Source organism: Lentzea sp. NPDC006480 (assembly GCF_040611995.1).
GTDB lineage: Bacteria > Actinomycetota > Actinomycetes > Mycobacteriales > Pseudonocardiaceae > Lentzea.
The window spans coordinates 20,446-34,550 of record NZ_JBEXPJ010000012.1; the positions used below are offsets into that span (position 1 = coordinate 20,446).

Sequence of the window (14,105 nt, forward strand, 5' to 3'; positions counted from 1 at the left end):
GTCGTTCCTCCGGCCACCCGAGCCCGACCCCCGTGCAGACCAGCTCGAAGCATCCGTTATGATGGTTGAGCAAGTCTGGGTGGCGGAATGGCAGACGCGCTAGCTTGAGGTGCTAGTGCCCGAAAGGGCGTAGGGGTTCAAGTCCCCTCTCGGACACAGATGCAGAAGAGGTCGTCTTGTAGACGGCCTCTTCTGCTTTTTCGCACCGAAGCTCGACCCCCACCAACAGTGTTCAGTCGCCTACGTCACAACGGGTGGAAGCTGACACCGGTGTCAGCGAATAGCTTCGCGTCGTCCTGGAACTGACGGCGCGAGGAGCGAACCACCATGGGCAAAGCGTTGGGGTACAAGGCGTTCGGCGGTGCCGAAGTGCAGGAGTTCTTCGAGCGGCCGGATCCCGCGCCTGGCCCTGCCGAGGTCCTCGTCCGCGTCGCGGCGGCAGGGGTCAACCCGCTCGACCACAAGCTGCGGTCCGGCCACGGCACCGCTCTGAACGGCCACGTGCCCTTCCCCCAGGTCCTCGGCATGGAGGCGGCCGGCACGGTGCTCGCCGTCGGTGCCGACGTGACGGGGCTGGCCGTCGGCGACCGGGTCACCGGGTTCGCGCTGACCGGTGCGGGCACGTACGCGGAGACCACGCTGCTGCTCGGCGAGTCCACCACCCGCATCCCCGACGCGCTGCCGGACGTCTGGGCGGCGACGATCCCCGTCGCCGGCACCACCGCGCTGGACGTGCTCGACCACCTCGACCTGCCCGCCGGAGCGTCGCTGCTGGTGAACGGGATCGGCGGTGGCGTGGGCATCGCGCTGGCCCAGCTCGCGCGGGATCGGGGGCTGGTCGTGACCGGCACGGCCAGTGCGGCCAAGAGAGATCTCGTCACGGCGACCGGCGCGATCTTCGTCGACTACACCGACGGCGACGTGGTGGGCCGGCTCCGCGCACTCGCTCCGGACGGCTTCGCGGCCGTGGCCGACAACGTCGGCGGCGAGTCTCTGCGCACCGTCGCGCCGCTGGCGAGGGCGATCGTCTCCGTCGGGGACCCGTCCGTGACCGAGCTGGGTGGTGAGGTGGTGCGCCGCCGCCTCGACCGGGCGAATCTCGAACGCGTCGCCGAGCTGATGACCGCCGGTCGACTGGATCCGCACATCACGCGGACGTACCCACTCGCACGCGCGGACGAGGCTCTGGCGCTCGTCGAGTCAGGCCACACCTCGGGCAAGCTCGTCATCGACCTGAGCCTCTGACTCGCGCTCAGGTGGTGCCGATCCGGTCGCGGTACCGGGTGTTGAGCTCGATCAGCTCGTCGAGGGCGGACCTCGCCTCGACGAGCCGGCCGATGTCGGCGGTCAGCCGGTCGCGTTCCCCGCGCATCGTGGTGAAGGCGTCCTCGGCGACCTCACCGTCGTCGCTGTCGACGCAGGGCAGCAGCCGGGCGATCACCTTGCTGCTCAGTCCCGCGTCGAACAACCGCCGGATCATCTCGACCCGCGCGACCTCTGTCGCCGCGTAGTGCCGCTGCCCGCCGGTCGACCGCGTGCTGTGCATCAGCCCCTGCTGCTCGTAGTACCGCAGTGAGCGGGCACTGACCCCGGTCAGCCGGGCCAGTTCACCGATCTTCATCGTCGCGGCGGCTGAGGTCGTGGTCACGGAAACCAGCCTACGACGCGATGACCCGCTTCAGGTCCGCCGCGGAGGGTCCTCCAGGATCTCGGCCAGGCGCAGGGTGTCGCTGAGGTACCGCTCGTAGGGGAAGCCCGCGCCGAGCAGGGCGGTGCGCAGTTCGTCGTACATCGGCTTCCCGTTGTCGTGGAACGCTTTGCCGCCGGCCTCGGTGAGGCTGACCAGACGGCGCCGCGCGTGCTCGGGGTCGACGCGGACCTCCACGTGGCCTGCCGCCTCCAGCGGTCGCAGGGCCCTGCTGATCGCCGGGTCGGACACCGACAACGCCTGCGCGAGCTGGTGCTGCGTCGCCGGCTGGATCTCCTCCAGCGTGCCCAGCAGCCGCAGCTGGCTGTAGGTGAGCCCGTCCTGGTCGCCCTCCCGCTGCCGGGCGGCTTCTCCCAGCAGGTACACGACCCGGTGCAACAGGTCCGCGAGTCCGTCGTCCACGGTGTCGATCATACATGAATGTTGCGCGGTTAATATTAACCATGCAAGACTCGATGTCATGGACATGCTCTCTTACCTCACCAAGACCTCGTTTCCCCTGCTCTGGCTGCTGATCGCGGTTGTCGGCGCGGTCGTGCGCACCCGCCACAGCCCGTCCCGCGCGGCGACGCTCGAGACCTGGCAGCGGTGGTGGGCCGGCGCCGCGCTCGGCTGCGGCAGTCTGTGGCTCGTCATCGCGTTCCTCGTCGTCCCGGACGAGATGGCGGCCACCATCGGCTTCGCCCGCACGCCGTTCGAGTTCGAGATCGCCTTCGCCAACCTCGCCCTCGCGGTGCTGGCCTTCCGCGCGGCGTCCTCGTCGGCCACCACCAGGGAACGCGTGCTCGTCGGCCTGGGTGCCGGGATGTTCCTGTGGGGCGCGGTGATCGGGCACGTCCACCAGTGGTTCGCGGCCGGCAACCACGCACCGGGCAACACCGGCGGCATCCTGGTCTACGACGTGCTCGCGCCCGCGGTCCTGATCGTCCTCGCGCTCAGGGCACAGCGTCTGTCCGGTGCGAACGAGCCGGCTCTCGCGAGCTAGGGCCTGTGTCGAAGTCCGCTCACAGCACCGCGCCCGCGGACTACCCTCGAGGGTTCGGGCTGCGAGGGGAGCGCACCACGTGCGGGTTCGGTTGCTCGGACCGATCGATGTAGTGGTGGACGGGGAGTCGCGGCCGGTTCGGGGCTTGCGGCGCAAGGCCCTGCTGGCCGTCCTGGCGCTGCACCACGGCCAGGTCGTGAGCGTTGAGCGGCTGGTCGAGGGCGTCTGGGGTGACGACGGGCATTCGGCGGCGGTGAACACGCTGCAGCGGCACGTGTCGTATCTGCGTCAGCTGTTGGGGCACAAGACGTCGATCGTCGCGCGACCGCCTGGTTACCTGCTCGACCTGGGTTCCGACGGGACCGACGTCGAGCACGCGGAAAGCCTGATCCGCCAGGGCATGCGGGTGCAGGACGGAGCGGCCGCCGCGCAGCGGTTGCGGACCGCGCTGGAGCTGTGGCGTGGTGCGCCGCTGGCGGACGTGGCCGGGCTCGCGTGGCTGGAGGGGCAGGCCGGACGCCTGGAGCAGTTGCGGTCGCAGGCTGTCCGGGCGCTGCTGGAGGTCCGGCTGGAACTGGGTGAGCACGCGGTGCTCGTGCCGGACCTGACACAGCTCGCCGAGCAACAGCCCCTGGACGAGCGGATTCACGCCCAGCTCATGCTCGCGCTGTACCGCAGCGGCAGGCAGACGGACGCGCTGGGCGTCTACCGCCGGCTGCGGACCACGCTCGCCGACAGCCTCGGCATCGACCCGAGTGCGGCGCTGCGTGATCTCGAGGCGGGCATCCTGCGCCAGGACGCCGAGCTGAGTCCGGTGCGGCTGACCACGCGGCCGAAGGTGCCGGCACAGCTGCCGCGGGAGGTGCGGGGCTTTGCCGGGCGTGCGCGGGAGATCGCCTGGCTGGACGCGCTGCCGGAGGTGTCGTCCACGGCTGTCGTCGCGGTGCTGGCAGGATCCGCGGGGGTCGGCAAGACCGCGCTCGCGGTGCATTGGGCGCATCGGGTGGCCGGGGCGTTCCCCGACGGGCAGTTGTACGTGGATCTGCACGGGTACGACCCCGGCGGCTCGCGGACCAGCCCGGCCGATGCGCTGCTGGGGTTTCTGCAGGCGCTCGACGTGTCACCGCAACAGGTTCCGGACGACGTGGACGCGCGGGCGGCCCTGTTCCGCAGCCTGTTGTCCGAACGGCGGATGCTGATCGTGCTGGACAACGCCCGCGACGCAGGCCAGGTGCGGCCTCTGCTGCCCGGTGCGCCGGGCAGCGTCGTGGTGGTGACCAGCAGGGATCAGCTGTCCGGCCTGGTCGGGGTCGAGGGTGCGCGCCCGCTGACGCTCGGGCTGCTCACCACCGGCGAGTCGCGGCAGCTGCTGGCGTTCCGGGTCGGTGCCGACCGGATCGCCGCCGAGCCGGACTCCGCCGACGAGATCGGCGACCTGTGCGTGCGGCTTCCGCTCGCGCTGGTCGTCGTGGCTGCCCGCGCGGCCACCCATCCGCAGTTCAGCCTGCGGGCGCTGGCCGCCGAGCTCGGTGACAGCCGGGAGCGGCTGGACGCGCTCGCGGGTGGTGACCCCGCTGCGGACGTGCGCGCGGTGTTCTCCTGGTCGTACCGCACGCTCACACCTGACGCGGCGCGGTTGTTCCGGTTGCTCGGACTGCACGGCGGACCGGACGTGTCGGTCGCGGCGGCGGCGAGCCTCAGCGGCCTGCCGGGGCGTCAGACGCGGCACCTGCTGTCGGAGCTGGCCCGCGCGCATCTGCTCGTGGAGCACGCACCCGCCCGGTTCACCTTCCACGACCTGCTGCGCGTCTACGCCACCGAACTCGCCGACACCACCGACTCCGCCGAGCAGCGCGCCGCCGCGATCCGCCGCGTGCTCGACCACTACCTGCACACCGCGCACCACGCCGCCAGGCTGCTCAGCCCGCAACGAGGCCCGCTCCCGCTGACCGAGCCCGAGCACGGCGTGAAGGTGGAGCGCCTCGCCGACCACCACGTGGCGCTCGCGTGGTTCACCGCCGAGCACGCGACCCTGCTCGCCGCCGTGCGCCAGGCCGCGGGCCAGGGCCTCGACCACCACGTCTGGTGGCTCGCCTGGTCGTCGCACACCTATCTCAACCGTCAGGGGCACTGGCACGACTGGGCCGCCGTCTGGCAGCTCGCGGTGGAGGCGACCACGCGACTGGCGGACCCGGTCGCCCAGGCGGCGGCCCATCGGTGCCTCGCCTGGCCCCACCTGCAACTGGGGCACTCCGCGGAGGCGTTCGAGCACCTGCGGCTGGCCCTCGCGCTGGACGACGACCCGGTCAACCGGGCCGACATCCACCTGGACCTGGGCCGGATCCTCACGCAGGAGGACCGCACCGCCGAGGCGCTCGACCACACGTGCCGGGCACTGGAGCTGTACCGGTCGGTGCGCCACCAGAGCGGGCAGGCCTTCGCGCTCAACAACATCGGCATGGCGTCCGTCGACCTCGGCGACCATCGGCGAGCGCTCGAATGCTGCCGCGAAGCCCTTGCCCTGCAACAGGAACTCGGCAACCAGGACGGCGAGGCCGGCGCCTGGGACAGCCTCGGCTACACCTACCACCACCTCGGTGACCACGCGAAGGCGATCGACAGCTACCAGCGCGCACTCGACCTGTACCGGGACCTCGGCGACCGCTACGAGGTGGCCGCGACGCTGGGAAACCTCGGCGACACCAGGCAGGCAGCCGGTCAGCCGGGCGCGGCACGTGAGGCCTGGCGGGAAGCCCTCGCGATCCTGGAAGACCTCGCCCACCCCGACGCCGACCGGCTGCGCGCCAAGCTCCACGCCGACGAACGACCCCAGTAGGTTTCAGCAGCGGGTTTCAGCGCCGTTTCCGAACCACGTCAGCCCTCCGTGTCACGGTGCCCGTCTCGGATCGAGGATCCAGACGAAAGAGGGGGAAATGACGAACATCCAACGAATCGCCGCCGGGCTGGCCGTCGCCGCGATGGCAGCGGTGGGGCTCGTGGCCGCCACCGCACCGGCAGGCGGCGCACCGAACACCTCCGCGACGCAGGTCCCGGACGCGATCAAGGTGCCGGCCGGCAACAGACAGATCGCCGTACTGCAGGCGCACGGCGTCCAGACCTACCAGTGCGCCAACGGTTCCTGGGGCTTCCTGCAGCCCGACGCGATCCTGGAGAGCTACGGGCGGGCCGTGGTGCTGCACAGCAGAGGGCCCGTGTGGACTTCGGTCGTGGACGGCAGCTCGGTCACCGCGGCGGCCGTCGCGAGCTCACCGGTGCCGCTCGCCATTCCCCAGGTGCTGCTGAGGGCCACCGCCAACCGCGCTCCCGGGCTGCTCGGCGAGGTCACCTTCGTCCAGCGGCTGAACACCACCGGAGGTGTCTCGCCGACCGGCGCGTGCAAGGACGGTGCCACCGCGTCGATCCCTTACACGGCCGACTACACGTTCTGGGTCGCCACGCCGTAAGGCTGACACACCGAAGAGCTGACTGACCGAAGGGGCGGATGCCGCCGCGCACCCGCCCCTGCGCCCCCACCCCCTCGGTGGCTTCCGGCGCCCGTGAGCATGGTCGAGCCGAGCCTCGCGGGTCAGGGGAAAGTCTGCGTATGGCCCCGCCCGCACCGGCTGTGCCAACCGCTAGTTGAGGGCTGGGCCCGCATGTTCGTCGCGGGCGTTGATCGGCATACTCGTGCGCATGTCCGACCTGCTCGCCCGCGACTACGAACGGATGCTCGACCTCGCCGTCGCACTGCTCGAAGATCCCGGTGGCGAGCCGCCCTGGCCGATGGTCGTGGCGGAGCTGGCCGACGCGCTGGACTGCTGCATGGGAATCCTCGCCGATGCCGGCCGGATCACCGCCTTCGCGCCGCACCACATCGGCGAGCTGCCGTTGAACGACCTGCTCACCGAGTACGCGCCGGAACACGTGCTCGCCCGCCACTACGTCTCCACCGGCGACCGGACGCCGCTCGCCGTCACGGACTTCGTCAGCCAGCGGGTCTGGCGGCAGACGGGCGTGTACGACAGCGTCCACTCGCTCACCGGCGCCACGCACAACATCGCGCTACCGCTGGGCGCGCCGGCGGGCGTGCTCCACTCGATCCTGCTCGGCCGGGCCGGGCGTGACTTCGACCGGAGAGAGCGCGCGTACCTGCGGCGCGTGCAGCCGCTGTTGCTGCGGGCGGACGCGCATCACCGCCAGCTGCGACGGTCTCGCAAGGTGTCCGGCGGGACCGACCCCGCCGCACATGGCATCACGCCTCGCGAGCTCACCGTGCTGACGCTCATGTGCGAGGGCCTCACGGCGACCGCGATCGCGCGGCGGCTCAAGATCGCGCCCGGCACCGCCAACAAGCACCGCGAGAACCTCTACCGCAAGCTCGGCACGAACGATCGCGTGTCGACCGTGTTGCGCGCGCAGCAGTTGGGCCTCATCCACCGCGGTTGATCCGCAGCGGTGGCTACCTGGGAACCACGTAGATCGCGCTCATGTCCGAGTTGTGCCGGCCTGCCGAGCCGCGCGCGTCGGTCAGGTTGGCCGCCACGCCCTGCACGGCGCCGGTCTCACCGGACAGCCACTTCACCAGCACGTAGGCGTTGAAGCGCGGAATGCAGCCGTTGTCGGTCTTCACCGTGAACCCGGTCATCTTCAACGGGACTACGGCGTGGTGCACCCAGTAGGGCGTGTCGGGGGTAGCGGCCACGGAGTCGGTCTGGCACAGCGTTCCGTCGGCTTTCCACTGGTTCACGATGAGCGTGAAAGCGGCTTTGGACGTTTTCGTCTTGTCGCACGGCGTGGCTGTGTTGCAGACCATGTACTCGGTGTCGGCGACCACGTCGAGGGTCTTGGCCGGAGCGTCGAACATCGGGACCGCGGGCTGCCGGGTGATCGGGTTCTGCGCGTCGAGCGGGACGGTGACCGGCACCGCGGCCTGAATCGCCTTGCCCGCGATCGGGGTGCTGCGCAGGGAGCCGCTGACCAGGTTCACCGTCGAGTCGTCCCAGCCCAGCGAGGCCGTGCGGATGTACGCGGTGCAGGTGACGCGGGCGGCGACGCCGGGGTGGACGAGCTGGCTCGTGGTCAGCGTCAGGTCTTCCCACTGGGGCGAGCCGCTGCCCTTGTGGTAGACGTTCTGGCCCAGCACGGCGTTCTTGCTCCCGCCCGCCCACGAGCAGACGATCTCGTTGTCGAACAGGGTGCGGATGGTCGCGGAGTTCACCCGCATCACCGACACGACCTGCGCGGACTGGGTGGCGGTCAGGTCCAGCGTGACCGAGCCGAGCGCCACGACGTTCTGGTCGGTGCGGCTGCCGTCTCTCGGCACGCCGGGGCCGAGGACGGATTGCGGTGTGAAACTGACGCTGGTGGCCGCCGACGCCGTGGGAGCGGCCAGGGCCAGCATCGCCACGGCGGCGGCCAGGGACAAGGTGTTGCGCAGCACGTCTACCTCCCGAAATACGATTTACGGGAGGAAGCTAGCCAGCCTCTCTACACGTCCCCTACAAACGCTCAGAGACCCGATTCCGCGGTGCGGACCAGAATGGCGCCGCATTCCTCGCAACGCACGACCTCGTCGGCCGCGGCGTCCTTGAGCTTCGAGACGGCGTTGCGGTCCAGCTCGATCCGGCACGCGCCGCAGCGGCGGGACTGGATCAGCGCGGCGCCGATGCCGCGCTGCTCGCGCTGGCGGTCGTAGGCCTTCAGCAGGTCGTCCGGGAAGCCCTTGGTCATCGTCGAGCGGTCGGCGGTGCGACGCGTCTCGGTCGCCTCCAGGTCGGCCAGTGCGGCGTCGCGGCGGCGGGTGGCGTCCTCGTGGGTCTCGCGGGACTTGTCGAGCTCCACGCGGGCGAAGGAGACGTCGGCCTCGACGGCCTCGCGGCGTTCCATCAGCTCCAGGAGGTCGTCTTCGAGAACGCCCTGGCGGCGCTGGAGGGTGGCGAGCTCGTGTTCGAGCTCGGTGAGCTGCTTGGCGCCGACCGAGCCGGACTGCATCAGCTTGCGGTCGCGTTCCTCGCGGGCGCGGACCTGGTCGATCTCGGTCTCCTGGCGCTTCACGTCGCGGTCCAGGTCGCCGAGGGTCGTCTCGATGGCGACCAGCGCGTCCTGCTTCGCGCGCACCTGCTGCTCGGCCTCGGCGATCTCCGCGATCTCCGGCAGCGTGCGGCGACGGTGGGTCACGCGCGCCAGTTCGGCGTCGACCTGGGCCAGGTCGAGCAGCCTGCGCTGCACTGCGGGATCGGCTTTCACGCATGTCCTCCTGCTGCTGAGCTCGTCGCACCGACGGTCCACGGATCGGTCCGCCGGGTGGAGACGAGTACCTCGACCCTACCGCCGAAGGCCGCTCGCAGGATCTCCGCCGCCTGCTCGCACCACGGCCACTCGCTGGCCCAGTGCGCCACGTCCACCAACGCGGGCCCACCGGACTCGATGTGCTCGCTCGCCGGGTGGTGGCGGAGGTCGGCGGTCACGTAGGCGTCGACACCCGCACCGGCCGCGGTGGCGAGGAAGCTGTCGCCCGCGCCGCCGCACACCGCGACCCGTTTGATCAGGCGTTCCGGGTCGCCGGCGGCGCGGACGCCCTGGACGGTGACGGGCAGTGCGTCGGCCACGCGCTGGGCGAAGACGCGCAGCGGTTCGGCTTCCGGGAGCTCACCGATGCGGCCCGATCCGGTGTCGCCGCCCGGCTCCGCCGCTTCGAGCGGGCTCAGGACGGTCAGTCCGATGGCCTGGGCGAGCGCGTCCGAGACACCCGGCAGGGCGCTGTCGGCGTTGGTGTGGGCGCAATACAAGGCGGCGCGGTTCCGGATCAGCTTGTGCACCAACGCACCCTTGGGCTCGTCGGCCGGAACACCGTTGACGCCGCGCAGAAGCAGCGGGTGGTGGGCGAGCAGCAGCTGCGCGTGCTGTTCGACCGCCTCGTCCACAGTGGACCGGGTGGGGTCGACGCAGACGAGGATCTTCGTGACCTCCTCGTCCGGATCACCGCAGACCAGGCCGACCGCGTCCCACTTCTCGGCGGTCTTCGGCGGATACGCGGTCTCCAGCGCCACGATCACGTCGGCGAGCTTCACGCCAGTTCCTCCATCACGACGCGCAACGCGTCCACGAACACCGCGAACTCCTCCGGCGGCCGGATCGCCACGCGCAGATACGTGTCGTCGAGGCCGGGGAACGTGTCGCACCTGCGCACGGCGATCCCCTTGTCCCGCAACGCCTCACGCGTGCCTCTCGGCACCCTGATCAGCACGAACGGCGCTTTCGGCGGTACGACGACCAGGTCTTCGAGCTGCTGCACCGCGTAGGCGGCGTGCGCTTCGGCTTCTTTCGCGAACTGCGCGGAGGCGTTGAGCGCTTCCGGTTCGCAGCACGCGGTGATCGCTTCGAGCGTCAGGCTGCCGACGGGCCAGTGCGGGCGTCCGTGGGCCAGCTTCGCGAGCGTCTCCGGGTCGCCGAGGAAGTAACCGGCCCGCAGCCCCGCCAGGCCCCACGTCTTGGTGAGGCTGCGCAGGACCAGCACGTCGGGGTCGTGCGCGAGCGACTCCGGTTCGCCCGGCACGGCGTCCATGAACGCCTCGTCGACGACGAGCTTGCCGGGCAGGGCCTTGAGGGCTTCTCCGGCGTGCAGCACCGAGGTGGGGTTCGTCGGGTTGCCGATGACGGTGAGATCGGCTTCCACGTGCGTGTTCCGCAGCTGGAAGTCGCCGTCGAGCAGCACGTGGTCGATCGGGATTCCGGCATCGCGAAAGGTCACTTCGGGCTCGGTGAACCCGGGATGCACGATGGCGACGCGGCGCGGGGAGAGCTTCGGCAGCAGCGCGAAGCCCTCCGCGGCACCGTTGAGCAGCAGAACCTCGTCGGGCGAGCGTCCGTGACGGCGTGCGACGGCCTCACGTGCTCTTCGTTCGGCCTGCTTCGAGGGGTAACGCCCGAGGTCGTCGAGCGCCGCGGCCAGCCGGTCGCGCAGCCAACGCGGCGGGCGCGGCACCCGCACGTTGACGGCGAAGTCGGCGAGGCCCGGTGCGGCGTCGACGTCACCGTGGTGGCGCAGGTCTGGGCTGGTCATCGCGGCTGATTCTAGGCGACCAGCTCAGACGGGCGCGTCACTGCATGTAGCGGCGGAGCTCAGTCAGGTGGCTGATCAGCTCGTCCAGCTGGAAAGCGTCGAGCTGCGCCGACTCACCGGGCGGGGTGCGGAAGCAGACGCGACCCTTCTCGTTGAGGTACACCTCGAACGCGCGACGGCGCCCGAGGGCGTCGGTGCACCCGATGATCTCCCGTTGCGGGGGCACGTCGGTACCTGTCTGCATGGGCGGCCTCCATGTCGTTTGTCCGTACATCTTGCGACAGCGGTTGAGCGTTACCGTGTGGCGTGTGAAGGTCGCCTTTGTCTGCACCGGCAACATCTGCCGGTCCCCCATGGCAGCGCTCGTCTTCGAAGAATGGCTGTCGCGCGAAGGATTGTCGTCTTTCGTCACCGTGTCCAGCGCGGGGACCGGTGGGTGGCACGTGGGCGACCCGGCCGACCCGCGGGCACTGAAGACGTTGGCGGACAACGGATATCCCACCTCGCACGTGGCCGCGCAGGTGGGTCCGTCGCATCTGGACGCCGATCTGTTGATCGCACTTGACTCCGGACACGCACGTGCGTTGCGCCGGATGGCGGATCCTGATCGCGTCCGTTTGTTGCGCTCTTTCGATCCCGACGCTGATGGCGTCGACGTGCCGGATCCTTACTACGGCGACCCTTCCGGGTTCGACGAGGTGCTGGTCATGATCGAGGCGGCGATGCCGGGGATGCTGACGTGGGTGCGCGAACAGCTCTGAAGCCTCAGCGAATCTTCAGCAAGGCGTGACCCTCGTGGCTTGACACCGCCCGGCGACGCGGTCAAAAAGCAATCGACCGGGCTACCGCAGGTCATCTGCGGTCCCCGACCAGCCGCCCAATACTTGCCGTGTCCAATTCATCACGGAAAGTGAGAAGTGGCATGGTGAGACCCAGTCGTCGGATCGCAGGCGTGACAGCGGCTCTGACGCTCGCGGCAGGATTCCACATCTCCAGCGGTCAGGCCGCCGTCCAGGAGGCCGCGGCGCCCCAGGTCGTCCGGCAGGGCACCACTCAGCTGGACCCGTCGTCGTTCGCAGGGCTCTGCTCACCCCGCACCGGTGCACCGGACGAGCGCGAGGTCGCGCTGTTCCCCGGTGTCTCGGTGCGGGCGACCGCCGACGAAGTCGCTGTCAACGACATCGGAGTGCTGACCTGGAGCGGGCACGTCACGGGTGAACCGGACCACGACGTCACCTTCGCGGTGTCCGGGGTCTGCGGCGGTGACACCGGCTCTGCCGCGTTGTCCGGCACGGTGGACCGCGGCGCGACCAAGTACGACATCACTGGCGCCGGGCGCGGACAGGCGGTGGTGCGGCAGACAGGTGCCGAACACGGACCCGCTCCTGCCCCGGTCCGTCGCCTCACGAAGCCGGCCGAGGATCCGGCCAAGGCGATCTCGGAGGTGACGGTGATGGTCGCCTACACCCCGGCGGCCAAGCAGGAGGCATGCACCAAAGCCCGCGCCGCCGACTGCGACGCCAAACCGATCGATGCCGCGATCTCCGAAGCCGTGGCCGCCATGAACAAGGCGCTGACCGAAAGCGACGTGTCCGCCCAGGTGCGCCTGGTGCACACGTTCGAGGCGACCGAGTACAACTCCTGTCCGGCGGGCCTGGCGTCCTGCGACAGGCCTGAGGACGTCGAGACCGCGCGGGACAGGCTGAAGGACCCCGAGGATCCGGCGTTCCGCCAGGTGCCCGCGCTGCGCGACGAGCACCACGCGGACCTGGTGCACATCGTGGTGTCGCAGCCCCAGTCGGCGAAAGCAGCGGGAGTCGGCGACAAGCCGAGCCAGCCGTCGATGGCCGGGACGGCCAAGACGGACGGACTCGCGTTCGGCGCGTCCTCGTTGTGGAACGTCAGGCGGATCATGGCCCATGAGCTCGGCCACAACTTCGGGCTCGACCACGACTACTACACGCTGCCCGACAGCGCCTCGGCCCGCCGCGGTACCGCCTACCTCGACAACCGCGGCCACTTCAGCGTGGGCGGGAACTGGTACGACATCATGACCTACCCGGCTGCCTGCTACGGCTGCGTCGGCATCATGCGGTACTCCAACCCGGACCTGAGCTACAACGAAGTTCCGACGGGAGTCAGGCTCGGCAAGCCGAACGCGGCCAACTCGGCCAGAGTGCTGAACCTCACCGCCCCGGTGCTCGCCCAGTACCGGGTCGACCCGGCCGCCCCCGCGCAGCACGCACTCACGCTGTCCGCGTCCCCGCGAGGAGCCGGCGAGGTCGTCGGGTCGACCGGCCCGTTCGCGGCGGGCACGTCAGCCACGCTGACCGCGAAGCCCGCACCGGGCTGGGTCTTCGACCATTGGACGATCGACGGCACCGACAGCGAACACCGAAAGCCTGAGCTCTCGGTGTCGATGTGCCAATCCCATTCGGTGACCGCGCACTTCGTGCCGGGCGTCGACGCGGTCGTGCTCGAAGCACGTGTCAAGGGCAACCGATTTGGCGAAGGGGGCTCGATACTTCTCTATCCGGATGTCGAGCCCGAAGGCTACGACTCGCCCCTTCACACCTACGGCCACGGCGTCGACATCAAGGCGGTGGCCGTACCGTTGCCCGGCTGGAAGATGGACCACTGGGAACTCGACGGCTCGTCGATCGACACCACTGCTCCGCTGGAGTTCAACCTCGACGGGTTTCGGACCGACCTGATCGCCCACTTCACCCTGACCAGGTGAGTGTTCGCGGCTCTGCGGAACGCCGATCGTTCCGCAGGGCCGTGCCACGATGGCGTTCATGGACCTCTCCGGGTGGACGTGGCTGAACGAGCCGCGGAACTGGTCGACCGATCCCCTGACCGTGCACGCCGAACCGAAGACTGACTTCTGGCGCCTCACCGGCAACGGCGAGATCCACACCAACGGTCACGTCTACGGTGTGCGGCTGGCCGGCGACTTCACCGTCACGGCGACGTTCAGCGGCGACTTCCCCGCCCAGTACGACCACGCGGGCATCGGTCTCGTCATCGACGACGAGAACTGGATCAAGGCGGGCGTCGAGGTGTTCGACGGGAAGCGGCAGGCCAGCACGGTCGTGGCCCGTGGGTTCTCGGACTGGAACCTGGCCGTGGTCGACGCCTTCGAGACGTTCACGGTGACTGCGGAGCGCAAGGGCGACGCGGTGGTCGTCAAGTACGGGCTGGACGGCGCGGAGCCGACGGTGATGATGCGGAAGGCCTACTTCCCGCCGTCGACCGAGGCGTTCGTCGGGATCATGGCCGCCAGCCCGCACGGTGAGGGGTTCGTGACCCAGTTCCACGAGGTCCGGCTCACGCAACTACCGTGAGGT

15 protein-coding genes and 1 tRNA gene are annotated in these 14,105 nt (G+C 70.0%); 9 read left to right on the plus strand and 7 right to left on the minus strand.

The window, feature by feature from the left end; translation table 11 throughout:
• Positions 1–73 precede the first annotated feature (73 nt).
• Positions 74–156: transfer RNA gene (locus tag ABZX92_RS07395), tRNA-Leu, on the plus strand.
• A 171-nt stretch (positions 157–327) separates the two neighbouring features.
• Positions 328–1,245, plus strand: a complete 918-nt coding sequence (locus tag ABZX92_RS07400; protein ID WP_355555043.1) for an NADP-dependent oxidoreductase — start codon at positions 328–330, stop codon at positions 1,243–1,245.
• Between the two features lie 7 nt (positions 1,246–1,252).
• Here the strand turns inward: ABZX92_RS07400 and ABZX92_RS07405 are convergent, their stop codons facing one another.
• Both ABZX92_RS07405 and ABZX92_RS07410 read right to left on the minus strand, forming a co-directional pair.
• On the minus strand, positions 1,253–1,648 hold the full coding sequence (locus tag ABZX92_RS07405; protein ID WP_355555045.1) for a MerR family transcriptional regulator: 396 nt from the start codon (positions 1,646–1,648) through the stop codon (positions 1,253–1,255).
• 30 nt (positions 1,649–1,678) lie between these two features.
• Complete coding sequence (locus tag ABZX92_RS07410; protein ID WP_355555047.1) at positions 1,679–2,122, minus strand: MarR family transcriptional regulator; 444 nt, start codon at positions 2,120–2,122, stop codon at positions 1,679–1,681.
• A 46-nt stretch (positions 2,123–2,168) separates the two neighbouring features.
• Between ABZX92_RS07410 and ABZX92_RS07415 the strand changes: the two genes are divergently transcribed.
• The 4 genes from ABZX92_RS07415 (at position 2,169) to ABZX92_RS07430 (ending at position 7,139) form a co-directional block, all read left to right on the plus strand.
• Positions 2,169–2,693, plus strand: a complete 525-nt coding sequence (locus tag ABZX92_RS07415; RefSeq protein ID WP_355555049.1) for a DUF6790 family protein — start codon at positions 2,169–2,171, stop codon at positions 2,691–2,693.
• A gap of 79 nt (positions 2,694–2,772) precedes the next feature.
• On the plus strand, positions 2,773–5,529 hold the full coding sequence (locus ABZX92_RS07420) for a BTAD domain-containing putative transcriptional regulator (RefSeq protein WP_355555051.1): 2,757 nt from the start codon (positions 2,773–2,775) through the stop codon (positions 5,527–5,529).
• 97 nt (positions 5,530–5,626) lie between these two features.
• Positions 5,627–6,157, plus strand: a complete 531-nt coding sequence (locus ABZX92_RS07425) for a DUF3455 domain-containing protein (RefSeq protein ID WP_355555053.1) — start codon at positions 5,627–5,629, stop codon at positions 6,155–6,157.
• Between the two features lie 229 nt (positions 6,158–6,386).
• Positions 6,387–7,139, plus strand: coding sequence for a LuxR C-terminal-related transcriptional regulator (locus ABZX92_RS07430; protein ID WP_355555055.1), 753 nt, complete (start codon positions 6,387–6,389; stop codon positions 7,137–7,139).
• Between the two features lie 13 nt (positions 7,140–7,152).
• Here the strand turns inward: ABZX92_RS07430 and ABZX92_RS07435 are convergent, their stop codons facing one another.
• The 5 genes from ABZX92_RS07435 to ABZX92_RS07455 form a co-directional block, all read right to left on the minus strand.
• Positions 7,153–8,133, minus strand: a complete 981-nt coding sequence (locus ABZX92_RS07435; RefSeq protein WP_355555057.1) for a hypothetical protein — start codon at positions 8,131–8,133, stop codon at positions 7,153–7,155.
• Between the two features lie 68 nt (positions 8,134–8,201).
• Complete coding sequence (locus ABZX92_RS07440; RefSeq protein WP_355555059.1) at positions 8,202–8,939, minus strand: C4-type zinc ribbon domain-containing protein; 738 nt, start codon at positions 8,937–8,939, stop codon at positions 8,202–8,204.
• Positions 8,936–9,763, minus strand: coding sequence for a Nif3-like dinuclear metal center hexameric protein (locus tag ABZX92_RS07445; RefSeq protein ID WP_355555061.1), 828 nt, complete (start codon positions 9,761–9,763; stop codon positions 8,936–8,938). Before ABZX92_RS07445 ends, ABZX92_RS07440 begins: the two co-directional genes overlap by 4 nt.
• Positions 9,760–10,755 carry an Rv2231c family pyridoxal phosphate-dependent protein CobC gene (gene cobC / locus ABZX92_RS07450; RefSeq protein WP_355555063.1) on the minus strand — a complete coding sequence of 332 codons (996 nt, stop codon included), beginning with the start codon at positions 10,753–10,755 and terminating at the stop codon, positions 9,760–9,762. The genes ABZX92_RS07445 and cobC overlap by 4 nt, the downstream gene beginning before the upstream one ends.
• 37 nt (positions 10,756–10,792) lie before the next feature.
• A complete protein-coding gene (locus tag ABZX92_RS07455) occupies positions 10,793–10,999 on the minus strand; it encodes a hypothetical protein (protein ID WP_030472678.1) in 207 nt (68 codons plus the stop codon).
• Between the two features lie 64 nt (positions 11,000–11,063).
• On the opposite strand from ABZX92_RS07455, the gene ABZX92_RS07460 reads away from it, so the two are divergent.
• The 3 genes from ABZX92_RS07460 (at position 11,064) to ABZX92_RS07470 (ending at position 14,102) form a co-directional block, all read left to right on the plus strand.
• Positions 11,064–11,516: a low molecular weight protein-tyrosine-phosphatase gene (locus ABZX92_RS07460; RefSeq protein WP_355555065.1), complete on the plus strand. Its 453-nt coding sequence runs from the start codon at positions 11,064–11,066 to the stop codon at positions 11,514–11,516.
• Between the two features lie 191 nt (positions 11,517–11,707).
• Entirely contained in the window at positions 11,708–13,495 is a 1,788-nt protein-coding gene (locus tag ABZX92_RS07465) for a M12 family metallo-peptidase (RefSeq protein ID WP_355555066.1), read from the plus strand.
• A gap of 58 nt (positions 13,496–13,553) precedes the next feature.
• Positions 13,554–14,102 carry a DUF1349 domain-containing protein gene (locus ABZX92_RS07470; protein ID WP_355555068.1) on the plus strand — a complete coding sequence of 183 codons (549 nt, stop codon included), beginning with the start codon at positions 13,554–13,556 and terminating at the stop codon, positions 14,100–14,102.
• The last annotated feature ends 3 nt before the right edge of the window (positions 14,103–14,105 follow it).

Bases quoted from the DNA above. Each gene is read 5' to 3' on its own strand.
- ABZX92_RS07425 (WP_355555053.1), top strand. From the start codon at position 5,627: ATGACGAACATCCAACGAATCGCCGCCGGGCTGGCCGTCGCCGCGATG.
- ABZX92_RS07400 (WP_355555043.1), top strand. From the start codon at position 328: ATGGGCAAAGCGTTGGGGTACAAGGCGTTCGGCGGTGCCGAAGTGCAG.
- cobC (WP_355555063.1), bottom strand. From the start codon at position 10,755: ATGACCAGCCCAGACCTGCGCCACCACGGTGACGTCGACGCCGCACCG.
- ABZX92_RS07430 (WP_355555055.1), top strand. From the start codon at position 6,387: ATGTCCGACCTGCTCGCCCGCGACTACGAACGGATGCTCGACCTCGCC.
- ABZX92_RS07415 (WP_355555049.1), top strand. From the start codon at position 2,169: ATGGACATGCTCTCTTACCTCACCAAGACCTCGTTTCCCCTGCTCTGG.
- ABZX92_RS07410 (WP_355555047.1), bottom strand. From the start codon at position 2,122: ATGATCGACACCGTGGACGACGGACTCGCGGACCTGTTGCACCGGGTC.
- ABZX92_RS07455 (WP_030472678.1), bottom strand. From the start codon at position 10,999: ATGCAGACAGGTACCGACGTGCCCCCGCAACGGGAGATCATCGGGTGC.
- ABZX92_RS07470 (WP_355555068.1), top strand. From the start codon at position 13,554: ATGGACCTCTCCGGGTGGACGTGGCTGAACGAGCCGCGGAACTGGTCG.